Origin of the sequence: Bradyrhizobium sp. 187 (genome assembly GCF_023101005.1) — a bacterium.
In the GTDB taxonomy this organism is placed as follows: domain Bacteria; phylum Pseudomonadota; class Alphaproteobacteria; order Rhizobiales; family Xanthobacteraceae; genus Bradyrhizobium; species Bradyrhizobium canariense_D.
In genome coordinates, this window is the sequence record NZ_CP064693.1 from 1,385,623 (window position 1) to 1,408,383 (window position 22,761).

General features: G+C 65.2%; 21 protein-coding genes. 14 read left to right on the top strand and 7 right to left on the bottom strand.

Features of this window, described 5'->3' with window-relative positions; translation table 11 throughout:
• Positions 1-49: 49 nt before the first annotated feature.
• From IVB19_RS06680 to IVB19_RS06695, 4 genes are all read left to right on the top strand, one after another.
• Entirely contained in the window at positions 50-2,386 is a 2,337-nt protein-coding gene (locus IVB19_RS06680) for a Tex family protein (protein WP_247296124.1), read from the top strand.
• A 190-nt stretch (positions 2,387-2,576) separates the two neighbouring features.
• A complete protein-coding gene (locus IVB19_RS06685) occupies positions 2,577-3,044 on the top strand; it encodes a hypothetical protein (RefSeq protein ID WP_085349581.1) in 468 nt (155 codons plus the stop codon).
• A 97-nt stretch (positions 3,045-3,141) separates the two neighbouring features.
• On the top strand, positions 3,142-3,834 hold the full coding sequence (locus tag IVB19_RS06690; RefSeq protein ID WP_018453654.1) for a response regulator transcription factor: 693 nt from the start codon (positions 3,142-3,144) through the stop codon (positions 3,832-3,834).
• Positions 3,821-4,894 (top strand): sensor histidine kinase, encoded by a 1,074-nt coding sequence (locus IVB19_RS06695; protein WP_018453655.1) that lies wholly within the window; start codon positions 3,821-3,823, stop codon positions 4,892-4,894. Before IVB19_RS06690 ends, IVB19_RS06695 begins: the two co-directional genes overlap by 14 nt.
• On the opposite strand, the gene IVB19_RS06700 is transcribed toward IVB19_RS06695, so the two are convergent.
• Together IVB19_RS06700 and IVB19_RS06705 are read right to left on the bottom strand one after the other, a co-directional pair.
• Positions 4,891-5,262 (bottom strand): response regulator transcription factor, encoded by a 372-nt coding sequence (locus tag IVB19_RS06700; protein ID WP_007614569.1) that lies wholly within the window; start codon positions 5,260-5,262, stop codon positions 4,891-4,893. The genes IVB19_RS06695 and IVB19_RS06700 overlap by 4 nt on opposite strands.
• The gene (locus tag IVB19_RS06705; protein WP_018453657.1) at positions 5,259-6,125 is read right to left on the bottom strand and encodes a S1C family serine protease; all 867 of its coding nucleotides are present in this window, start codon (positions 6,123-6,125) and stop codon (positions 5,259-5,261) included. Before IVB19_RS06705 ends, IVB19_RS06700 begins: the two co-directional genes overlap by 4 nt.
• A 201-nt stretch (positions 6,126-6,326) precedes the next feature.
• Between IVB19_RS06705 and IVB19_RS06710 the strand changes: the two genes are divergently transcribed.
• The 4 genes from IVB19_RS06710 (at position 6,327) to IVB19_RS06725 (ending at position 11,934) form a co-directional block, all read left to right on the top strand.
• Positions 6,327-7,292, top strand: a complete 966-nt coding sequence (locus tag IVB19_RS06710; protein ID WP_085349580.1) for a VOC family protein — start codon at positions 6,327-6,329, stop codon at positions 7,290-7,292.
• 63 nt (positions 7,293-7,355) lie between these two features.
• Positions 7,356-8,231 (top strand): dihydrodipicolinate synthase family protein, encoded by an 876-nt coding sequence (locus IVB19_RS06715; RefSeq protein WP_018453659.1) that lies wholly within the window; start codon positions 7,356-7,358, stop codon positions 8,229-8,231.
• A gap of 168 nt (positions 8,232-8,399) precedes the next feature.
• On the top strand, positions 8,400-9,485 hold the full coding sequence (locus tag IVB19_RS06720) for a S1C family serine protease (RefSeq protein ID WP_018453660.1): 1,086 nt from the start codon (positions 8,400-8,402) through the stop codon (positions 9,483-9,485).
• 124 nt (positions 9,486-9,609) lie between these two features.
• Positions 9,610-11,934, top strand: coding sequence for a xanthine dehydrogenase family protein molybdopterin-binding subunit (locus IVB19_RS06725; protein ID WP_085349579.1), 2,325 nt, complete (start codon positions 9,610-9,612; stop codon positions 11,932-11,934).
• 107 nt (positions 11,935-12,041) lie between these two features.
• Here the strand turns inward: IVB19_RS06725 and IVB19_RS06730 are convergent, their stop codons facing one another.
• From IVB19_RS06730 to IVB19_RS06740, 3 genes are read right to left on the bottom strand one after another with little or no spacing between them, the layout of a single operon-like run.
• On the bottom strand, positions 12,042-13,238 hold the full coding sequence (locus IVB19_RS06730; RefSeq protein WP_204512298.1) for an acyl-CoA dehydrogenase family protein: 1,197 nt from the start codon (positions 13,236-13,238) through the stop codon (positions 12,042-12,044).
• A 15-nt stretch (positions 13,239-13,253) separates the two neighbouring features.
• Positions 13,254-14,402 carry an acyl-CoA dehydrogenase family protein gene (locus tag IVB19_RS06735; RefSeq protein WP_085360485.1) on the bottom strand — a complete coding sequence of 383 codons (1,149 nt, stop codon included), beginning with the start codon at positions 14,400-14,402 and terminating at the stop codon, positions 13,254-13,256.
• Between the two features lie 4 nt (positions 14,403-14,406).
• On the bottom strand, positions 14,407-15,261 hold the full coding sequence (locus IVB19_RS06740; RefSeq protein ID WP_204512297.1) for an enoyl-CoA hydratase: 855 nt from the start codon (positions 15,259-15,261) through the stop codon (positions 14,407-14,409).
• A 184-nt stretch (positions 15,262-15,445) separates the two neighbouring features.
• Here IVB19_RS06740 and IVB19_RS06745 point away from each other — a divergent pair, with 184 nt between their 5' ends.
• From IVB19_RS06745 to IVB19_RS06770, 6 genes are all read left to right on the top strand, one after another.
• Positions 15,446-16,054, top strand: coding sequence for a LemA family protein (locus IVB19_RS06745; protein WP_018453665.1), 609 nt, complete (start codon positions 15,446-15,448; stop codon positions 16,052-16,054).
• A gap of 132 nt (positions 16,055-16,186) precedes the next feature.
• Complete coding sequence (locus IVB19_RS06750; RefSeq protein ID WP_085349575.1) at positions 16,187-17,095, top strand: TPM domain-containing protein; 909 nt, start codon at positions 16,187-16,189, stop codon at positions 17,093-17,095.
• Positions 17,096-17,098: 3 nt separating this feature from the next.
• A complete protein-coding gene (locus tag IVB19_RS06755) occupies positions 17,099-17,596 on the top strand; it encodes a TPM domain-containing protein (protein WP_247821167.1) in 498 nt (165 codons plus the stop codon).
• A 269-nt stretch (positions 17,597-17,865) separates the two neighbouring features.
• Positions 17,866-18,840 (top strand): hypothetical protein, encoded by a 975-nt coding sequence (locus tag IVB19_RS06760; protein WP_018453668.1) that lies wholly within the window; start codon positions 17,866-17,868, stop codon positions 18,838-18,840.
• Positions 18,841-18,933: 93 nt separating this feature from the next.
• Positions 18,934-20,481: a hypothetical protein gene (locus IVB19_RS06765; RefSeq protein ID WP_247296117.1), complete on the top strand. Its 1,548-nt coding sequence runs from the start codon at positions 18,934-18,936 to the stop codon at positions 20,479-20,481.
• 27 nt (positions 20,482-20,508) lie between these two features.
• Positions 20,509-20,673, top strand: a complete 165-nt coding sequence (locus IVB19_RS06770; RefSeq protein WP_007596528.1) for a hypothetical protein — start codon at positions 20,509-20,511, stop codon at positions 20,671-20,673.
• 8 nt (positions 20,674-20,681) lie between these two features.
• Here IVB19_RS06770 and IVB19_RS06775 read toward each other — a convergent pair whose 3' ends face one another.
• Both IVB19_RS06775 and IVB19_RS06780 read right to left on the bottom strand, forming a co-directional pair.
• Positions 20,682-21,329: a glutathione S-transferase family protein gene (locus IVB19_RS06775; protein ID WP_018453670.1), complete on the bottom strand. Its 648-nt coding sequence runs from the start codon at positions 21,327-21,329 to the stop codon at positions 20,682-20,684.
• Positions 21,330-21,521: 192 nt separating this feature from the next.
• Positions 21,522-22,727 carry a CaiB/BaiF CoA transferase family protein gene (locus IVB19_RS06780; protein WP_018453671.1) on the bottom strand — a complete coding sequence of 402 codons (1,206 nt, stop codon included), beginning with the start codon at positions 22,725-22,727 and terminating at the stop codon, positions 21,522-21,524.
• Positions 22,728-22,761 lie beyond the last annotated feature (34 nt).

Here is a 22,761-nt window from a genome sequence, read left to right on the forward strand (position 1 = left end):
AGCCGGTGGTTCGCCTCCGCGATGCGTGCTTGGATAGAGGGGTTCTCGCGTGGTAAATATCAACCAGAAAATTGCGCAGGAGCTTGGGGTTCGGGCGGAGCAGGTCGAGGCGACAGTGGCGCTGCTCGACGGCGGCGCCACGGTTCCCTTCATCGCCCGCTACCGCAAGGAAGCGACCGGTGCGCTCGACGACGCACAATTGCGCACGCTGGAGGAGCGCCTGGGTTACCTGCGCGAGCTCGAGGACCGCCGCAAGGCCATCCTCGAATCGGTCCGCGAGCAGGGCAAGCTCGATGCCGCGCTGGAGGCCTCCATTCTCGCTGCCGACAGCAAGGCGCGCCTCGAAGACATCTATCTGCCGTTTAAGCCGAAGCGCCGCACCAAGGCCGAGATCGCCAAGGAAGCCGGGCTCGAGCCGCTCGCCTTTCAGCTCATGGCCGAGCCCAACAACGATCCGAAGGTGGTCGCTGAAGCCTTCGTCAATCCCGAGAAGGGCGTTGCCGATGCCGCTGCGGCACTCGATGGCGCCCGCGCCATCCTGGTCGAGCGCTTCGACGAAGACGCCGACCTGATCGGCGCGCTTCGCGAGGAGGTGTGGACTAATGCGCGCATGACCTCCAAGGTGCGCGACGGCAAGAAAACCGAGGGCGAAAAGTTTGCCGACTATTTCGAGTTCTCCGAGCCGCTGACCAAGCTGCCCTCGCACCGAATCCTCGCAATGTTCCGCGGCGAGAAAGAAGAAATCCTCGATCTCCAGATCCAGGCCGAGGCCGAACCATCGCCGCCCGGCGTGCCGAGCGTCTATGAACTGAAGATCATGAAGCGGTTCGGCATCGCCGACCTTAAGCGCGCCGGCGACCGCTGGATGATCGATACCGTGCGCTGGGCCTGGCGCACCAAGATCCAGGTGCATCTCAACATCGACCTGCGCATGCGGCTGTGGAATGCGGCCGAGACAGAGGCCGTGCGCGTGTTCGCCTCGAATCTGCGCGACTTGCTGCTCGCGGCGCCCGCCGGCACCCGCGTCACCATGGGTCTCGATCCCGGCTTCCGCACCGGGGTCAAGGTCGCCGTCACCGACGCGACCGGCAAGGTGGTGGATACCGCCGTGATCTATCCGCACGAGCCGCAGCGGCAGTGGAACGAGGCGCTTGCGATCCTCGGCAAGCTCGCGCTGAAACATCGTGTCGAGCTGATCGCGATCGGCAACGGCACCGCCTCGCGCGAGACCGACAAGCTCGCGGCCGACCTCGTCAAGGGCCTGCCCGACTTGAAGATGACCAAGATCGTGGTGTCGGAAGCCGGCGCGTCGGTTTATTCGGCCTCGGCGTTCGCCTCGGAGGAGTTGCCGGGCCTCGACGTCACCCTGCGCGGCGCGGTGTCAATCGCGCGGCGGCTCCAGGATCCTCTCGCCGAGCTCGTCAAGATCGAACCCAAGGCGATCGGCGTCGGCCAGTACCAGCACGACCTAGGCCAGGCCAAGCTCGCCAAATCCCTCGACGCCGTGGTCGAAGACTGCGTGAACGCCGTCGGCGTCGACGTCAACACCGCGTCCGCTCCGCTGCTCGCGCGCGTGTCGGGCGTCGGCTCCGGCCTCGCCTCGAGCATCGTGGCACACCGCGACGCCAACGGGCCGTTCAAGTCGCGCAAGGCGTTGAAGGACGTGCCGCGGCTCGGCCCCAAGGCGTTCGAGCAGTGCGCGGGCTTCCTGCGCATCCTCGGCGGCGAGGACCCGCTCGACGCCTCCGGTGTGCATCCGGAAGCCTATCCGGTGGTGCGCCGGATTCTCAGCGCCACCAAGAGCGACATCAAGGCGCTGATCGGCAGCAGCGACATCGTTCGCACGCTGAAGCCGAAAGACTTCGTGGACGAGACGTTTGGTCTGCCGACCGTCACCGACATCCTGCGCGAGCTCGAGAAGCCCGGTCGCGACCCGCGTCCGGCCTTCAAGGCAGCTGTGTTCATGGACGGCGTCGAGGAGATCAAGCACCTCAAGAAGGGCATGATCCTCGAGGGCACCGTAACCAACGTCGCGGCGTTCGGCGCCTTCGTCGATATCGGCGTGCACCAGGACGGCCTCGTGCACATCTCGGCGATGTCCAAGACCTACATCAAGGATCCGCGTGAAGTGGTGAAGCCCGGCGACATCGTCAAAGTGAAGGTGCTAGACTTCGAGGTCGCGCGCAAGCGTATCTCGTTGACACTACGGCTCGACGACGAGGTCGGCGCCAAGAAGGACGCGCCCGGCATGCAGCGGGATAACAGCTCACGTAACCCGTCCCGCATGACGTCGTCGGCCCCGCGCCAGCAGGAGTCTTCCGGCGGCGGTGCGCTCGCCGAAGCGCTGCGCCGCGCGGCCGAGAAAAACGGCGGCAAGCGGGCGTAGCTTCTAACCTCTCCCCGCTCTCACCCCACCCTCTCCCCGCAAGAACGGGGCGAGCGAGTGAGAGAGCAGCGTCTCCCTAACTTCCGCGTCAGAATCTGGCGCGTTTGTAAGTTGAAGGCGCCTGTCCCTTCCTCTCATCTGATCCTCCTCGCGCGGCAGAATATTGTCGCGCAGCACGGAGGATGCTTCGATGGACAACAGGATTCTCAAAGGCCTCACCGCGGTGACGATCGCAGCGGTGATGGCGCTCGCTTCACCGGTGCTTGCCAGAGGCGGTGGCGGTGGCGGTGGCGGTCATGGCGGATTCGGCGGTGGTGGGCATTTCGGTGGCGGCGGCATGCACACGGGAGGCTTCGGCGGCGGCATGCACACCGGTGGCTTCGGTGGTATGCGCGTCGGCGGCATGGGCGGCGCCCGTTTCGGCGGCCCGGGCTTTGGCGGTGCACGTTTCGCGCATGCGGCGATCGGGCCGCGCTTCGCTGGCTCCGGCTGGCACGGCAGGCCCTTCATCGGCCGCCATGCCTTCTTCCGGCAACACCATCGCTTCTTCTTCGGAGCACCTTTCATCTATGCCGGCTACTATGACGGCTGCTGGCGCAGGAGCTTGACGCCCTATGGGTGGCAATGGGTCAATGTGTGCGGAGACTCTTGGTACTAGCATCGCCGTACCGCACCATTGTCGCGATCGTCATCGGACGGTTCCGCTCAGCCCCGGAACGGGATAGTCTGGTGGCGATCGTCGCGCGGAGTTTGTCATGACCGGAGCTCACCGCCGCATTCTGGTCGTCGAGGACGACGCGGAAACCGCAGGCCAGCTCGTCGAGGAGCTGACGACTTCCGGCTACGACGTCGATCTCGCCGCCACCGGGCGCGAAGCACTCAGCCATGGCGCCGCGCGCGACTATGCCGTGATCACCATCGACCGCATGCTGCCCGATATCGACGGCATCAGCGTGATGCGCCAGTTGCGCGACGACGGCATCGCCGCGCCGTTCCTAATCATTTCCGCACTTGGCGAGGTCGACGACCGCGTGCGCGGCTTGCGGGCCGGCGGCGACGATTATCTCGTCAAGCCGTTCTCCTTCACCGAATTGCTGGCGCGGCTGGAGGCACTCGGCCGGCGCAGCGACACCGTCGCCAAGGAGACGATCCTGCGGGTCGGCGATCTCGCCATCGACCTGATCGCACGCAGCGCGAGCCGCCGCGGCCGGAAGATTCCGCTGTTGCCGCGGGAATTCCAATTACTCGAATATCTGGTCCGCAACGAGGGCCGCGTCGTCTCGCGTGCGATGCTGCTCCAGCATGTCTGGGATCTGCATTTCGATCCCTCCACCAACATCATCGACGTCTATGTCGGACGCGTCCGTCGCAAGGTCGATGATGCCCAGGCCTATCCGCTGATCCACACCATCCGCGGCATCGGATATTGTCTCCGTGCTCCTGGCTAAAACGCTCCGCTCCTCGACCTTCCGCCTTGCGCTGATCGCGATCGCGGCGTTCGGGCTGATCGTCGCGGCGATCATGGCCTATGTCTATTTCGGCACGATCGCCTATGTGCAGAGCCGTGTCGGCGATGCCGGCGACCACAGCGGCTTCACCGCGATGATCGAGCTCGCAATGGCCGCTGTCGCCGTGCTGATGCTGGTGCTCGCCGGGCTCGCCGCGGTGCTGGTGACGCGCCGCACGGTCGGGCGGATCGAGGAGATCAACGCCACCAGCCGCGCCATCATGATGTCGGGCCTCGACCAGCGCATTCCCTTGCGCGGCAGTCACGACGAATGGGACCGGGTCGCCGAAAACCTCAACCAGATGCTCGACCGCATCGAGACTTTGATGGGAGAGGTCAAGCAGGTCAGCGACAACGTCGCCCATGATTTGCGTACGCCGCTGACGCGCATGCGGGGTCGGCTGGAAAAGGCTTATCACGCCTCGCGCAATGGCGAGGCCGACGCGGCGCTGATCGGTGACACCATCGCCGATCTCGACGCCGTGCTCGGCATGTTCGCCTCCATCACGCGCATCTCGGAGATCGAGACCCGCGCCCGCCGTAGTGCGTTTCGCACCCTCAATCTCGCCGAAATCGCCGGCGAGGTCGTCGAGCTCTACGATGCCGCCGCCGAACAGGTTGCGACGCGGCTCAGCCTCGGCGGCGATCGCGAGGTGGCGATTATTGGCGATCGCGACCTGCTGTTCGACGCTATCGCCAATCTCGTCGACAACGCGATCAAGCACGGCTGCAAAGGCGGGCAGGTGACCGTCACCTGCAGCAGCACCGACGGCGGTGCGACGATCGCGATCGCCGACGACGGCCCGGGCATTCCGGCGGATCAGCGCGATCACGTGTTCAAACGCTTCTACCGGCTCGAGCAGAGCCGCTACACCCCGGGTAACGGCCTTGGCTTAAGCCTGGTCGCCGCGGTCGCTCGCCTCCATGGTGCCGAGATTGCCCTGCACGACAACGCGCCGGGCCTGACGGTCCAGCTCAGCTTCCCGCCGCACCCGACCTAGAGCTCGATCACGCCGCGGCGGGCCGCATGTGCCACCGCATCGGTGCGGCCGGTAGCGTCGAGCTTGTCGAGCAGCGAGCCGACATGGAATTTCACCGTGTGGACGGAAATGCCGAGCTGACGCGCGATCATCTTGTTGGAGCCGCCTTCCGCCATCAACGCCAGCACGTCGAGCTCACGTTGCGTCAGCGCAATGTCCTCAGGCATGATGCGCGGATCGCGAGTGACAATCGTCGCGGCGGCTTTCTCGCCGGGTTCGGCGAGGCGAAGCCCGGCGATATTGCCGAGCAGAGCAGCCAGGCGATCGGCGAGGGCGGGATCGTCGATCTCCAAAGCCAACACGATCTCGGGCGCGATGTCCTCGCTCACGCCGCCGGCCTCTCGCCGATCGTGACCTTGAAGCTGACCGGCTCGCCGCCGCGGCGCGCCGCGATATCGACCACCGCGCCCACGCTCGCCGGACCCAGCGTCCGCGACAGCGCGCGCACGCCGGACAGCTTCTGGTCGTTGACCGCGACGATGACGTCGCCCTGGCGGATGCCGGCCGCCGCCGAAGGGCCGGCCTTGTCGACATTCATCACCATCGCGCCGACGCCGTCGTCGAGCCGGACCGGCTGCAGCCCGAGGCCGAGATATCCGCGTGCGATGCGGCCGCGCGCCTCTAACTGGGCCGCGACCCGCTCGATCGTCGCTGTCGGGATCACCAGCACACGCCTCGGGCCGAGCACGGCCATGCCGAAGGCTTCGCCCGATGCGTCGAGCGCGAGGCCGCCCTGCTGGCTGGAGCGCAAGCGGACGTCGAGCTCGATCCGCGCGTCGATGTCGCCGCCGCGCAGGGAGCGCCAGCTCTTGCCGGACTGCGACACCATCGCGAGCGCGGCGCTCGGCGTATCGCGGTTGGTGGCGACGACGACCGACAACGCGCCAAGGGGCGGCACAATTGTGGCCAGCTTGACCGGGGCAATCGCCGTATCGGCGCGCAGCAGTGCGATATCCGTCGTATGGTCGCGGCCGGCGATCGTGGCGGCCGCGGTGCTGCCGTCGGGGAGGCCGATCTCGACGTCGCCCTCGTCGGCCAGCGCCTCGTCGGCGGTGACGATCAGGCCGGGTTTCCAGACGAAGCCGGTGGCGCGGGAACGATGCGAATGGACGGCGACGACGGACGGCGCGGTGCGGGACACCATATCCGCGAGCGCGGACGACAGCGAAGTCAGGGGAGTTGAGTCGGTCATGGCAGGCTCCTGTAAAGCTGTCCTCAATCTGGGATGTCGCGGGCGATCGCGTAACTGGCCGCATGGCCAGGAAATAAGCAGGGAAGCTGGTCCGTAAGAGCACGGCCGACGAACATGTGATTGGAGCCGCTCACGGGAACGTGTAGCAATCGGCTCGACCTTGTGCCGTACGGCCTCAAGCCTTTTTGCGAGCCCTGATTGATGACCATCGACCTTACCCGCCGCACCCTGCTTCAACTCGCCGGCGCCAGCTCGCTCGCAATGGCGGCTGCGGGCGCGGCGCGCGCCGAGGGCACACCGCAGGGCGGCGGTCCGACCTATGCCAGCCGCACGCCGATGCGCGTCGGCATGGTGACGCTCCGGGTGAAGAATCTCGACAAGGTTGCGAACTACTACCGCGACGTGATCGGGCTCACCGTGATGGAACGCTCGGCGAGCGCCGCCAAGCTCGGCACGGCCGGCATCGCGCTGCTGGTGCTGGAGGCCCGTCCTGATGCCGAGATCGAGCCGCGCAACGCCGCCGGCCTCTATCACACCGCCTTCCTGATGCCGACCCGCAAGGACTTGGCCCGCTGGCTGGTAGCAGCCGCTTCGCATCGCGTGCCGCTGTCGGGCTTTGCCGATCATCTCGTCAGCGAATCCGTCTATCTCGACGATCCCGAAGGTAACGGCATCGAGGTCTATGCCGACCGCGATCCCTCGCAATGGCAGTGGAGCGAAGGCAGCGTGAAGATGGCGGCCGACGAGCTCGACATTCCCGACCTGCTGTCGCTGACCAATACGCGCGTGCCTGATTATGCCAAGGCACCGGACGGAATGCGCATCGGCCACATGCATCTGCGCGTCGGCGACCTCGCGCAGGCGCAGAATTTCTACCACGGCACGATCGGACTCGACCCGACCCGCAGCCGCAACGGCGCCGCGTTCCTGTCGTCGGGACGCTACCATCATCATCTCGGCATAAACGTGTGGCAGAGCGAGGGCGCCGGCCAACGCGACGATCAGACAACGGGGCTCGCCTGGTTCTCGCTGGTGACAGCTAAGCAGGATCTGCTCGCCGCACAGGAAGAGCGCCTGCGCAAGGGCGGCGCGAAAGTCACGGCGCTAGCGGACGGCGTTGAGGCGATCGATCCCTGGGGCACGCGGGTGCGGCTGATCAGGATTTGATCGCCGGCACGAGCGTTGGTAAGACCGTCAGGCGCTAGCCAGTTTCCGGGATTCACACCTGACATGTCCGATTTTCGCGGCGTCTTCCCTTATCTCGTCTCTCCCGTCGCTGCCGATGGCGCGGTGCGGACGAACGTCCTCGCAAAGCTCTGCGACGATCTGATCGGCGCGGGCGTCCACGGTCTGACCCCGCTCGGCTCGACCGGCGAGTTCGCCTATCTCAACGCCGCCCAACGCACCGCGGTCGTGCAGACCACGATCGAGGCGGCAAGGGGACGTGTGCCTGTTGTCGCGGGCGTCGCCTCCACCTCGACGGCAGATGCGGTGGCGCAGGCGAAGGCGTATCAGAAGCTCGGCGCCGACGGCATTCTGGCGATCCTGGAAGCGTATTTCCCGCTCGCCGACGCCCAGATCGAATCCTATTTCCGCGCCATCGCGGATGCCGTGGACATCCCCGTCGTCATCTATACCAATCCGCAATTCCAGCGCTCCGATCTCACCCTCGAAATCATCGCGCGCCTCGCCGAACATCCGCGCATCGGCTACATCAAGGACGCCTCGACCAACACCGGCCGGCTGCTCTCGATCATGAACCGCTGCGGCGATGCCTTGCGGGTGTTCTCCGCCTCCGCCCATATCCCGGCCGCGGTGATGCTGATCGGCGGCCTCGGCTGGATGGCGGGCCCCGCCTGCATCATTCCGCGCCAGAGCGTCGCGCTCTACGACCTCTGCAAGGCCGGCCGCTGGGACGAGGCGATGGCGCTCCAGCGCAGGCTGTGGCGCATCAACGAAGCTTTTGCCCGCTTCAACCTGGCGGCCTGCATCAAGGCCGGCTTGGCCATCCAGGGGTACGACGTCGGCGATCCTGTCCCGCCGCAGGCCGCTCTCACCGCCGATGCGCGCAAGGTCGTAGAAGCGGCATTGCGGGAGCTGGCGTAGCGGTTTGTCACGCGGCAATGGGCCCCGGCACGGGCAGCGGAACCGTCCTTAGCTGCCCGATTCGAGAAACTTCCATTCATTTTCGACGTTGCTGCGTGAGCTGGCTCTGTCACCTCCCGGCATGTGCATTCGAGAGATCGTCTTCAGCATACGACACGGTGATCACTGATGAATCGTCGCTACGCAATCATTGCGGCGGCTTTTGCCGCCCTGCTGCTCGTGGTAACTGCCGTGAAGGTCCAGCATGCGCCATGGACAACCCCCTCCGCGCGCGCCGTCGAGCAACGTGGTCCGCTGTCCGAGGCCGAAAGGGCCACCATCGACATCTTCGAACGAGTGTCGCCCTCGGTTGTCCAGGTTGCGGTGAGATCGGCCGCTACTCCTGTCATGGGAGAGGAGGGGCAGGGCGGCGCTTCCGGCACGGGATTTGTCTGGGACCGCGACGGGCATCTCGTCACGAACAACCATGTCGTGGCCAATGGCGGCGAGATCGCGGTGCGCTTTGCGTCGGGAGAGGTGGCTCGGGTTGATCTGATCGGCACCGCCCCCAATTACGATCTTGCGGTCCTGCGGATCCGCAGCGTGCGCGAGCTTCCACCGCAGGTGGCTCTCGGCAGCTCGACCGACCTGAAAGTCGGGCAATCCGCGTTTGCGATCGGCAATCCTTTCGGGCTAGATCAGTCGATGACGAGCGGCATCATCAGTGCCCTCAAGCGGAGGCTTCCGACCCATGGCGGCCGGGAGATTGCCAATGTCATCCAGACGGATGCCGCAATCAACCCGGGCAATTCAGGCGGGCCGCTGCTGGACTCCGCCGGCCGGCTGATCGGCGTCACGACTGCGATCATATCGCCGTCCGGCTCGAATGCAGGCATCGGTTTCGCGGTGCCGGTGGACGTCGTGAACCGGATTGTCCCCGAGCTCATTCGCAATGGCCGCGTGCCGACGCCCGGCATCGGCATCGTCGCCGCCAGCGAGGATGTGTCGACGCGGCTTGGCGTCCAAGGGGTGATCGTGGTCCGGACAGCCCCCGGCAGCCCTGCGGAACAGGCGGGGATTCGCGGTGTCAACTTGTCGACTGGAACGGTCGGAGACATCATCACCGCGGTGGAAGGCAAGCCGGTGCGGCGGCTCTCCGACCTGACTGATGCGCTCGAGCAGGCCGGTGCCGGTAAGACCGTTCGCCTCACGGTAAAGCGGGATTCGGACACCCGTGATATCAATGTGGGCATCATCGACATAGAGCGCTCCTGACCCGGCAATCTGCGGCCAAAGCGGGCGTGACACGCAATGCAGATGTGCCGCGGCTCGGTTGTATCGACCGCAAAATCGGCTAAAACCCCCGCGGTCGTTTTCTGGGTTTCAAGGACATGGTGGAATGAACATTCTTCCCGGCAATTTGCGTTTCGGAGCGGGGCAGCCCGTCAAGCGTTTGGAAGACCAGCGACTGCTCACCGGGAAGGGGCAGTTCATCGACGACAAGCCGGAAGATGGCGCGCTGTGGTTGTACCTGCTGCGCTCGCCGCATGCCCATGCGAAGATCGTCTCGATCGACACCAGCGCCGCCACGGCGATGCCCGGCGTGACCGCGGTCTATACCGGCGCCGACCTCGTCAAGGACGACATCGGCGTCATCCCGACCTTGAGCATCTTCAAGCGCCCCGACGGCAAGCCGATGACGGTGCCGCCACGCCGCCTGCTGGCGCACGAAGTCGTGCGCTATGCCGGCGAGGCCGTGGCCGCCGTGGTGGCCTCCTCGCGTGCCGACGCGCAGGGCGCGGCCGAAGCGATCGTGGTCGAATATGACGTGCAGCCGGCGGTGGTCGATCCGGTCGAGGCGGTCAGGCCCGGCGCGCCCGTGGTGTGGCCGGAGGCCCCCGACAACATCGTCGGCGCGATGGCTTACGGCGATGCCGCCAAGGTGGACGAGGCTTTTGCCAGGGCGGCGCATACCGTCGAGCTCGATCTCGTCAGCCAGCGCCTGGTGCCGTCGGCGATGGAGCCGCGCTCGACCATTGCCGAGATCGACAAGACGTCCGGCCGCCTCCTGCTGCATGTGCAGTCGCAGACGCCTGCCTCGACCCGCGACGTGCTGGCCGAGGCCGTGCTGAAGCGTCCGAAGGACAGCGTTCGCGTGCTGGTCGGCGATATCGGCGGCGGCTTTGGCCAGAAGACCAACCTCTATCCCGAGGACGGCATCGTCGCCTATGCCGCAACCAAGCTGAACAGGAAGATCCGCTGGCGCGGCGACCGCACCGACGAATTCGTCGGTGGCACCCACGGCCGCGATCTTACCTCGACAGCTTCCTTCGCGCTCGACGAGAAGGGCAAGGTGCTGGCCTACCGCGTCAGCTCGATCGGCTGCACCGGCGCATATTCCTCAGGCGCGGCCAACATCATCCCGCTGGTGCTGGGGCCGTTCGTGCAGACCGGCGTCTACGATTTGCCGCTGGTACATTTCGAGGTGAAGTCGGTGATGACTCACACCGCGCCGGTCGGCGCTTATCGCGGTGCGGGCCGCCCGGAGGCCGTGTTCATCGTCGAGCGCCTGTTCGACGCGGCCGCGCGAAAAATCGGCATGGACCCGCGCGCGATCCGGAAAGCCAACTACATCAAGCCGGCGCAACTGCCCTACACCAACGCTGCAGGGCAGGTTTACGATTCCGGCGCCTTCGCGCACATGCTCGATCGTGCCGTGAAGCTTGCGGATTGGGACGGCTTTGCCGCGCGCAAGAAGGCGGCGAAGAAGAAGGGCCTGCTCTACGGCCGCGGGCTCACCTCCTATATCGAATGGACCGGCGGCCGCGCCCACACCGAGAAGGTCAGCCTGCATGCGACCGCGCAGGGCCGCGTCGTCCTGCATTCCGGCACCATGGCGATGGGGCAGGGGTTGCAGACCACCTACACCCAGATGATCTCCGACACGCTCGGCATCCCCATGGACAAGATCGACGTGGTCCAGGGCGACACCGATCTGGCGACGGGCTTCGGCAGCGTCGGCTCGCGTTCGCTGTTCGTCGGCGGCACGGCGGTCGCGGTCTCATCCAACGATCTGATCCAGAAGGCGCGCGAGAAGGCGGCGAACGTGCTGGAGACCTCGATCGAGGACATTGAATATCAGGGCGGCATGCTCACCGTGGTCGGCACCGACCGCCGCATCAGCCTGTTCGACATTGCCGAGAAAGAAGGCGGCGCAAAGCTCAGCGTCGATTCCGAAGGCGAGGTGGACGGTCCGAGCTGGCCGAACGGCACCCATATCTGCGAGGTCGAAATCGATCCCGAGACCGGCGTCTCCAAGGTCGTGCGCTACACCACGGTCGACGACGTCGGTGTCGCGGTGAACCCGATGCTGGTGACGGGACAGATCCATGGCGGTGTGGCGCAGGGTATCGGCCAGGCGCTGTATGAGGGGGTGTCCTATGATGCCGACGGCCAGCTGCTCACCGCGAGCTACCAGGACTATTGCATCCCGCGCGCCGACGACGTTCCGCCGATCGTGGTGACGCTCGACGATTCCGCGCCCTGTCGCACCAATCCGCTCGGCGCCAAGGGCTGCGGCGAATCCGGCGCCATCGGTGGCCCCCCTTGCGTCACCAACGGCGTGATGGATGCGCTCGCCGAGCTCGGCATCACCCAGCTCAACACGCCCCTGACGCCGCAGAAGATCTGGCAGGCGATCCGGGATGCGAAGGTGGGCGGTTAGCGGCCATTGTCGTGCTGGCTGTCGCCACAAATCCAACTCGTCGTCCCGGCCTTCGCCGGGACGACAGTGAGACCGGGACGACAGTGAGAATGTAGCGCCAGTGCCCCTCAGATCCCCAACATCATCTTCGCAATAATATCGCGCTGGATCTCCGAGGTGCCGCCGAAGATCGTATAGGCGCGGCCGTTGAGATATTCCGGCATCACCGTCAGCATCTCCTCCGGCATCGCCGGCTCGTGGTTGAGCTTGTAGAGCGGGCGCATCGGCTCGACCGCGAGGGCGTCATGGCCGATCACGTCGGCGCCGAGCCGGGTCACGGCCTGGCGGATCTCGCTGTTGCGCAGCTTCAGGATCGACGACACCGCACCGGGATTCTGTCCGGTCTGCAGCGCCGACAGCACGCGCAGCTCGGTCATCTCCAGCGCGTCGATGTCGACCTCGACTTCGGAGATGCGCGTCGCGATGTCGGGACTGTCGATCGCGCGGCCCGTCAGATCGGACTCGGCAAGCTCCGCGATCGCCTTCAGCCCCTCGCGCAGCTTCGCCGAGGCGATGCCGGAGCCGCGCTCGAACTCGAGCAGATACTTGCCGTAGGTCCAGCCCTTGCCTTCCTCGCCGACGCGGTTCGCCACGGGAACGCGCACGTCGTCGAAGAATACCTGGTTAACCTCGTGGTCGCCGCCGATGGTGAGGATAGGACGCGTCGTGATGCCCGGTGTCTTCATGTCGATCAGGATGAAGCTGATGCCGTCCTGCTGCCGTGGCCCGTCGCTGGTGCGCACCAGCGCGAACATGCGATTGGCGTGGTGGGCATGCGTGGTCCAGATCTTGGTGCCGTTGATGACGTAGTCGTCGCCATCGCGCACCGCGCGCGTCTTCAGCGAGGAGAGATCGGAGCCGGAGCCCGGCTCGGAATAGCCTTGGCACCAATAATCCTCACCGGACAGAATGCGCGGCAGGTAGAAGTTCTTCTGCTCCGCCGAGCCGAAGCCGATGATGACGGGCCCGACCATCTTCACGCCCATCACATTGACATTGGGCACGCCGGCCCGCGCGCTTTCAGTCTCGAAGATCCAGCGCTGCGCCGGGGTCCAATCCGGCCCGCCATGCTCGACCGGCCAGCCCGGCGCGCCCCAGCCTTGCTTGTGCAGCGTGCGCTGCCAGGCCATGCCGATATCGGGATCGGAGAACACCGACGGCGTCAGCGCCGTCGCGCGCTTCATCTCCTCGGTGAGGTTTCTGGCAATGAAGCCGCGCACCTCGTCCTGGAAGGCGCGCTCCTCGGCATTGAACGACAGGTCCATGATGCGCTCCTTGTATCAGGCCGGCACGCTGGCGCGGCCAAGCCGGGCGTGGCGGCCATAATGGTGGGCGCTGCCGCCGAACAGCGTGTCGAACGCGACCAGCCGCTTGAAATAGGCGCCGACCTCGAGCTCCTCGGTGACGCCCATGCCGCCGTGAAGCTGGATCGACTGCTCGCCGACGAAGCGCGCAGATCTGCCGATCTTCGCCTTCGCGCCCGACGCGGCCCGCGCGCGCTCGACCGGATCGGCGTCGAGCTTCAGCGCGGCGCGCAACGCCATCGAGCGCGCTTCGTCGACCTGCACCGCCATGTCGGCAAGGCGGTGGCGGATCACCTGGTTGGCGGCGAGCGGCCGGCCGAATTGCTTCCGGATTTTTGTGTACTCCAGCGTAGTATCCAGCAGTACCTGCATGATGCCGACGGCCTCGGCGCCAAGCGCAGCCATGGCGCGATCAACAGCCCATTCGATTGCCGGCAGCGCGTCATGCCCGTTGCCGAGCAAGGCATCCTCCGGCAGTTGCACGTCCGACAGCTCGATGTTGCAGGCCCGCCCGCCGCCGAGGCGCTCGTAGTCGGAGATCGCAACACTCGGAGTTGTCGCCTGCACCAGGAACAGGCCGATGCGGCCGGAGGAGCCCTGATGATCATGGATATGCGCGGAGACGATGATCTCGTCGGCGGCGTGGCCATCGAGCACGGCAATCTTGCGACCGGCCAGGCGCCAGCCTTGCGCCGTGCTGTGGGCGGTGGTTGCGACCTTGGCAAGATCGAACCGCGCCGCGCGCTCGGAATGCGCGAGCGCGAGCTTCAACGATCCGTCCGCGATCTTCGGCAGGATGGCCTGCTTCTGCGCCATGCTGCCGCATCGCTCGATCAACGCGGCGCCAAGCACGACCGACGCGATATACGGCTCCGACACAAGCCCGCGGCCGAAGGCTTCCATCAAAATGCCGATCTCGACCGCGCTGCCGCCGAGCCCGCCACACTCCTCCGCGATCGGCAGCGCCAGCCAGCCCAGTTCTGCGAATTGTTTCCACACCGCCGGACTGAAGCCGAGCGGATCGTTCGCCATCTTGCGGCGGTGATCGGCATCGTAGCTTTCGGCCACGAAGCGCTCCGCGCTTTCGCGCAGCAGGCGTTGCTCGTCGCTGAGATTGAGATCCATCCGTCTACTCCGCGGCGGCCGGCGGCTTGCGGACGGAGGGGTGTAGGCCCGATGGATCGACGATCATGCCGAATTCCTGAAGATTATGCGCGTGACAGAGCTGATGCAGCGCAAAGGCCTGGTCGATTGCAGCCGGTTGGCCCATCACGTCAACCGAACGATTCACGGCTTCCTTGGTCAGCTTCAGCGCAAAGGACGGTTTTGACGCGATTTTGCGCGCCAGCGCCAGCACGGCGGATGACAGCTCTGCGCGCGGCACGACCCGGTTGACCATCCCGAGTTGATGCGCCTCCTGCGCGCTCCATGCGTCGGCCGTGAACAGAAATTCCTTGGCCTTGCGCGGGCCGAGCTCCCAGGGATGCACGAACCATTCGACGCCGCAGACACCCATGGTGACCACGGGATCGCAGAACTGCGCATCGCCACTCGCGATGATGAGATCGCAGGCCCAGGCCAGCATCAGGCCGCCGGCGATGCACTTGCCGTGAACCTCTGCAATGGTCGGCTTGGCGAGGTTGCGCCAGCGCCGGGTGATCTGGAGATAGATCTCCTGCTCGCGCGCGAAGCGGCCATGGGCGTTTGCTTCGGCGAAGCCGCCCCAATTTCCGATCGGCGGAAAATCCACGCCCGCTTCATTCTTGCTGCCGGGTCGCAGGTCATGGCCTGAGGAGAAGTGCGGACCATTGCCGGCGAGAATGATCACCTTGACCGCGTCGTCCTGCACCGCCTCGTCGAAGGCGGCGTTGAGATCGTAGGTCATTTGCAGGTTCTGCGCGTTGCGCGCGTCGGGCCGGTTCATCACGACCCGGGCAATCGCCGGCTCCGGCCTCTCCACGAGGATGGTCTCGAACGAGCTCATCGCGTTCCCCTGGCGTTCCCGACCTGGCATTATTGTTCCCTCAAGTTGACTATTACAGCCAGGATTAAGCAAGAGGCTTGCGTACATCGGCTGCTTTTCACAGGCCACGGCCGGGACGCAAGATGTCTGGCATCTCGCGCGCGCAATCTGGTAGCTTGCGCCCGATTCCACCGGGAGAAATTTGATGCGCAAGATCCTGACCGTGCTGGCGGCGCTGGCCTCGTTGAGCCTCACCAATTGCGGCTATAACGCGATCCAGAGCGAGGACGAGCAGATCAAGGCCAATTGGTCCGAGGTCGTGAACCAGTATCAGCGTCGCGCCGATCTCGTGCCCAACCTCGTCAACTCGGTGAAGGGTTTTGCGCAGCAGGAGAAGGACGTGCTGCTCGGCGTCACCAATGCCCGCGCCAAGGTCGGCAGCATCCAGGCGACGCCCGAGGTGCTGAACGATCCCGCCGCATTCCAGAAATTCCAGGCCGCCCAGGGCGAACTCTCCGGCGCGCTGTCGCGGCTGCTCGTGGTCACCGAGAACTACCCCCAGCTCAAGTCGGATGCGCTGTTCAAGGATTTGATGTCGCAGCTCGAAGGCACCGAGAACCGCATCACGGTGGCGCGCAACCGCTACATCAAGGCGGTGCAGGACTATAACGTCACCATCCGTTCGTTCCCGAGCAACGTCACGGCGATGATGTTCGGCTACAAGGAAAAGCCGAACTTCACGGTCGCGAACGAGAAGGAAATCTCGACCGCGCCGAAGGTCGATTTCAATCCGGCGCCCGCGCCGTCGAAGTAAGTGCCTTCGACCCCGATGCATGCCCCACCCACCACCGTCATTCCCCGCGAAAGCGGGGAATCCAGTACGCCGCGGCTTCACGGTTCAATCACTGCTGCCTCTGGAATACTGGATCGCCCGCCTTCGCGGGCGATGACAACGATGTTGTGGCGTGCCGTTTTGGGCTTCTCAGCATTCGTCCTCGTCTTCGCGCTCCTGTTCACCTTTGCGCTCCCCGCCTCAGCCGATGTCGCCGTGCCGCAACTGACCGGCCGCGTGGTCGATCAGACCGGCACGCTCTCCAGCGGCGACATCGCCGCGCTGTCGCAAAAGCTGCAGGACTTCGAGATGCGCAAGGGCAGCCAGATCGCCGTCCTGATCGTGCCGACGACGGACCCGGAGACCATCGAGCAATTCGCGATCCGCGTCGCGGAGGCCTGGAAGATCGGACGCAAGAAGGTCGACGACGGCGCCATCCTCGTTGTGGCCAAGAACGACCGGCATTTGCGCATCGAGGTCGGTTACGGCCTCGAGGGCGCGCTCACCGACGTCACGTCGCGGCGCATCATCGATGAAGCCATCACGCCGAAATTCAGGAGCGGCGATTTCGCCGGCGGCATCACGGCGGGCGTCGACCGCATGATCCGCGTCATCGACGGCGAGCCGCTGCCGACGCCCTCGCGCAGCGTGAATTTCGGCGATTGGAACGACGTCGAGCCGCTTTTCTACTTCCTGCTGTTCGGCCCGCTGGTCATCGGAGGCATCCTGCGCTCCATGTTCGGGCGGCTGTTCGGTTCGGGAATAACGGGAGCGATCGTTGGTGTCCTCGCCTGGTTCGTGATCGGCTCAGCGGTCATCGGACTGGGCGTCGGTGTGCTCGGCGCTGTCCTGACGTTTATCGCCGATCTGTTTGGGGCGGGATCGGGCACGGGGTCCTCGCGTCGTGGCTCGTGGTCGAGCGGCTCGTCATCCGGCGGCTGGAGCAGCGGGTCGTCGTCGAGCGGCGGCTTCAGCGGTGGTGGCGGCAGTTTTGGCGGCGGCGGCGCCTCGGGGAGCTGGTAGGTCATGAGCATCAGGCGCATCACCCGGCATCTGCTCCAGCACCATTGGCGTGCCAAGCAGGTGTTCCCGAAGGGCGTGCTCGGCCGCATCGAGCAGGCGATCAAGCGCGGCGAAGCCAGCCATTCCGGCCAGCTCCGCTTCGTGGTGGAAGGCGCGCTCGACGGCGGCCCGCTGTTTCGCAACCAGCCGACGCGCGAGCGCGCGCTTGACGTGTTCTCGCAACTGCGCATCTGGGACACCGCGCACAACAATGGTGTCCTGATCTATCTCCTGCTCGCCGACCGCGATGTCGAGATCATCGCCGACCGCGGTATCGATGCGAAGGTTGGTGGCGAGCGTTGGGAGAGCATCTGCCGCGCCATGGAAGTCGAGTTCAGGTCGGGGCAGTTCGAGCGCGGCGTGATCGGCGGCATCGAGGCGGTGTCCCGGGAGCTGACAAAGCACTTTCCGTCAAGCGGCCCGCACCCCAACGAGCTGCCGGATCCACCGGTGCTGATGTGACGGACAGTGATGTGGACAGAGCGGGCGTCATCCACGCCCGTCGTTGACCACGTGGGGGCGGCAGACCCTGTCCGTTGCGCGGCCGTTCATCTTCGCCCGGTTACAAATTGCTTCATACCCGCCACACCGGTTCCACGTTCCCGGCCCAATTCGGCCCCGGATGACTCCCTAAAATTTCGGTAAGCGGGTCCCGAAGTAAGGATTTCGCAAGCAATGAAAGTTACCAAAAGGTCAATCCAGAGTGGAGTATTTGAGCTGTGAGCGAACCAATGGCTGAGCAGGCTGCCCAAACGACCGGTGAGCAGACGAGCGTCGTCGAAGCCGCCGCGACCGCGCCGCAGGCCGTCGAGTCTGCGGGAATCGAGGCCCCTTCGATTGCCCCTGACCACGAGGCGCCGCCCAAGCCTGATCCGATCGAGATTGAGCCGCCGCGGATCGAGGTGCCGAAGTTCGAGGCCCAGGTTGAGCCCAAAGCCGAGACCAAGTCCGAGCCAAAGCCCGGCAAGCTCATCGTCATGGCACCCGCAGAGCGGTCCTGGGACCGTGAGGAGTTTGCGCCGCATGTGAAGGCGGACGAGCCGCGCGAGAGCGGCGGCGCGCGCCGCCTGTCGGCGATGGCCGCGGTAGTGGCGATTGCAGCCAGTGTCGGCGCCATCAGCGGCGCGCTCGCGACCGCAGGGATGATGCACTTCGCAAGCTCCGCGCCGGCACAGGTTGCCGACACCAGCGCGCTGGAATCCTCGGTCGCCCGGATTGATGCCGATGTCGTCGCGCTCAAAGCCAACGTCGAGCATACCTCCAAGACCGGCCTCGGCCAGTTCAACCGGACCAACGACCGCCTCGACAAGCTCGAGAAGGCGCAGGCCGAGCCAATGGCCAAGATCGCAAAGCTGTCCGAGACGGTCGACAAGCTCCGCGCCACCCCGCCCGCGGCGCCCGTCCAGGCCGCAGCCGCCGTGCCCGCCAAGGAGACCACTGGTTCGATCGCACCGACCCAGGTTGCAACCGCCGCAGCTGCGCCGGCTCCCGTCGCACCCAAGACCGAGGTCGGCCGGTTGCCGACGGTCGAAGGCTGGGTGCTGCGCGACGTCTCCAACGGCGGCGCACTGGTCGAGGGCCGCGGTGGCCTCTACGAGGTGTATGCCGGTGACCCCATCCCAGGGGTTGGCCGTGTCGATGCGATCCGCCGTCAGGACGGCCGCTGGGTCGTCGTCACCAGCAAGGGGCTGATCGTCGCGCGCTGAGCGGCCCATATCCGATTTCCGAAAAGGCGCTTCACCACGATGTGAAGCGCCTTTTTGCTTGAATAGCCGTCCCTGCGCGGTGTTACCTGAGGCATGAGCCGCGCCTTGCGAATTCTCGTTGCCGCCGCCGTATTTTTCGGCGGCATCGTGTCGTTGTTGGCCGCGGAGAACGCGCAACTGGCACGCGGCACGGCGATCACCGATCCCGATCTCCTGCGCGAGCTCGACCAGCACGATGCGCTCACGATCTCGCGCCTGTTGTGGCCGGAGCGGAACGCGAACTTTCCGCTGACGACCGATCTGATGTTTTCGTGGTTGTCGCAGCTCAAGGAGATTCCTCCCGCGATCGAGGCGGAGATCGATCGCTACGTCGCCCAGCAGAAGGCGGCATATCCGACCGAGACCATCGGCGTCGGCGAGGGCTTCGACGTACAATTGTTCGATCGCGCCAATCTGAAATCCCGCGACACCCGTTTCGTGCTGGCCGGCATCGTCAACCGCATGGACCGGGCCTATGTCTCGGAAGACTCCTGCGGCGAGATCAGGCTGATCTATCGTCTTGTGCGTTTCGAGACCAAACCGGATGGCGGCAGGACAGCCACGCGGCTGCCGATGACGCTCAATCTGGTGATGAAGGCGCGCGACGTGCGCCAGATGGACGGGAACGGCAAGCCGATCACCTGCGCCGAGGTCGCGCGACGCTGGCTCGGCAATGGCGACTGGCAGGGGCTGATCGGCAGCGACTTCTTCCCTTACGATGCGATGCTCGATCGCATCGAGACCAACATTCAGATCTCAGTTGCGGCGAAATCGGCGCTGCACGATTTCCGCTCCGACTATCTGCTCAAGGTGTTCAAGTACGACGCCGCCTCGAAGACGTTCGAGGAATCGACGCTGGAGAACCAGATCGACCGCGACCGCATTCTCGCTGACAATGATCTCCGGCGCGACTTCAGGGATTGGCTGCTCGCGCCCGATCATCTTCGCGACTTCGATCGCGGTACGGTGCTGATCCCCGAGAAATTCCTGGCCAAGGCTGCAATCGTGCCGACGCCAGCCGGCCTCGATGCTTCTCCGTTGCAGCCGGAGTTCGGGATGGTGCAAGGGGAGCGCAACGGAGAGGGACAGGGCGAGCCGGTCTTCTCCGACAACGATGTGGTTGGTGCGTTGAAGCAAGCTGCTGCGCGCGGGGACATCCAGAACGTCCGCTCGGTCGCGGGCTTCCAGCGCCGCCTCAATGACGTCACCTGCGCCGGCTGCCACCAGACCCGCGGCATCGGCGGCTTTCACTTCCCGGGCGTTGATTGGCTTGCGGACAAGCCGTCCAACTTGACCATCGTGCCGGCCTCGCCGCATTTTCTTGGCGACCAGGTCCGCCGCCGTGACATCCTGACCGCGATGGCCGCAGGCAAACGTCCTGATTTCTCACGTGGATTTGCCAGCCGGCCGCAGACCCGCGGCAGCACTGAGCTGGCGGGGACCGAATATCAGGACGGCTGGGGCGCGCATTGTTCCCTGGAAAATGCGGGATCGCGATCGACCGACAGGAGTTTTACGTCATGGAGCTGTGCTAAAGGATTGACCTGTCAGGCTGCCGCGGCTTCGCGCCGCATCGGCATGTGCTTCATCAAGACGCGTTAGGCTGTCTCGAACCGGTTTGGATGACCCATGACGGACTCCAGCGAAGCCAACAAGGAGCGCAATCGCGAGATCGCGCAGAATGAAGAGGCCAAGCAGGTTACCGGCAGCATCCGCGTCAGCACCTGGGCGGTCGCGGTCGTCGTCATCATCGGCGGAATCCTGTTCACGCTCGGCTGGCTGGCGCTGAAGTAGCCGCGCCCTCACTTCGCGTAATTCGTCATCCGCTTGCCGGGCAGCAGCTCGTAGGCCGGCTGCCAGCCGGGCAGTGTGGCCATGCGGCCAAGCCAGGCGTGAATGGCGGGATAGCTTTCCGCGAAGTCGAAGCCGTGCTCGTCGCTCGGATAATGCAGATAGGCCATCATCGAGATATCGGCGACGGTCGGCCTGGTTCCGATCGCGAATTCGTTGTGCTGGAGATGACCGTCGAGAATGCCGAGAAAGTCTTCGAGCCGCCTGCGAAAATGTTTCAGCACCTGCGGATCGTTGCTTTGCGTGAAGGCGCGCATGAAGCGGTAGGTCGCCATGTAGCCGGTGAGCTTGTGGTTGTCCCAGAACAGCCAGCGCAGCAGCTCGAACTTTTCCTCCTCGGTCTCGGCGCCGAAACGCCCGTGCTGCTCGGCAAGCTTGAGCAGGAGAGGCGCGGTCTGCGTCATCTTCACACCGTCGACTTCGAGCACGGGAATCTCACCCATCTCGTTCACGCTCTTGCGCCATTCCGGCGTGCGCGTGACGCCGCCGCCAAAATCGGTCCAGACCGGCTCGAACCTCTCGCCGCAAAGCGTCAGCATCAGCCCCAGCTTGTAGCTGTTGCCGGATTCGGGGAAGTAGTGCAGGCGGTAGCTGGGCATGGGACCTCGCGATGACTGTGATTGTTGAAGCGATCTACGTCGTCGTCCCGGCGAAGGCCGGGACCCATAACCACCGAACGCAGTTTGGCGAAGATTTGGAGTTATCAGCTTCGTTCGACCTCTTCCTCTCTGGGATATGGGTCCCGGCCTTCGCCGGGACGACAGCGTGGATGTATGACCGCTGTCGGCTCCTTACCCCACAGCCCCCTGCGACCGCAGCTGCTTGATCGCGGCGTCATCGTATCCCGCGCCGCGCAAAATTTCGTCACTGTGCTCGCCGACGTCGGGCGGCTTGCGCGGCTGCACTTTCTTGGCGCCGTCGATCCAGATCGGGCTGGAGATGGTGAGCATGGTGTCGTTTTCGAATGGCACTAGAACTTCGTTGTCAAGCATCTGCTTGTCGTTCGGGATGTCGTCCAGGATGCCGACGATGCCGAACACGAGACCGTTGCCGTCGAGGATCTTGCGCCATTCGGCGAGATCCTTGGTCGCAAAGGTCTCGTCAAAGATCTTGATCAGCTCGACGGAGCGGGCGTGGCGGTCGGGCTTGGTGGCAAAGCGCGGGTCGGTGATGAGATCTTCGCGGCCGAGACACCTGGCCAGCGTCGGAAACTGTTTCTCTTCGCTCAGCAGTGACAGGATCAGCCAGCGGCCGTCCTTGCACTGGTAGTGGTTGGCGACCGCGTTCAACGCGCGTTCGCGCGGCCGCCGCTCGGCGAACTTGGCGCCGCAGAGCTTTGCCTGCGCCAGCACGCTCGCAGCCCACACGCCGTTCGCCATCAGATTGGAGGCGACGTGCGAGCCCTTGCCGGTCTTCTCGCGCTGGTACAGCGCGGTGACGATCGCGCCGTAGAATGCCATGGCGCAGGGATGGTCGCCCATGCCGGCGACCGAGCGGGCTGGCGTCGTGTCGGTGTCGGCGCGGACGAGGTCCATCAGGCCGGAGCGCGCCCAATAGGCGTTGCTGTCGAAGCCGGGCTTGTTGGCCTCTTCGCCTTTCTCGCCATAACCGGTGAACGAGGCGTAGATCAGGCGATCATTGAGATGGGCGAGATGGTCATAGGTGATGCCGAGCTTGGTGCGCACCGGCGGCGGCATGTTGGTGATGAAGACGTCGGCCTCTTCGACCAGCTTGTAGAGCACGGCCTGCGCCTCGGGCTTTGCGAGGTCGAGCGCGATGCTCTTCTTGTTGCGGGCCTCCAGCAGCCAGGCGAAATTGTGCTCGCTGGTCGGATAGCCCGGAATGTTGGGCAGATTGCGGTAGGGATCGCCGGCGCCGGGCGGCTCGATCTTGACGACTTCGGCGCCGAAATCCGACAGCACGGTCGCGGCCGCTGGTGCTGCGATGAAACTCGCGCAATCCAGCACCTTGAGCCCTGCAAAAATGCCCTTTTCCATTGCGGCGTTGCTCCCTCACTCGTGTTGTATCCCG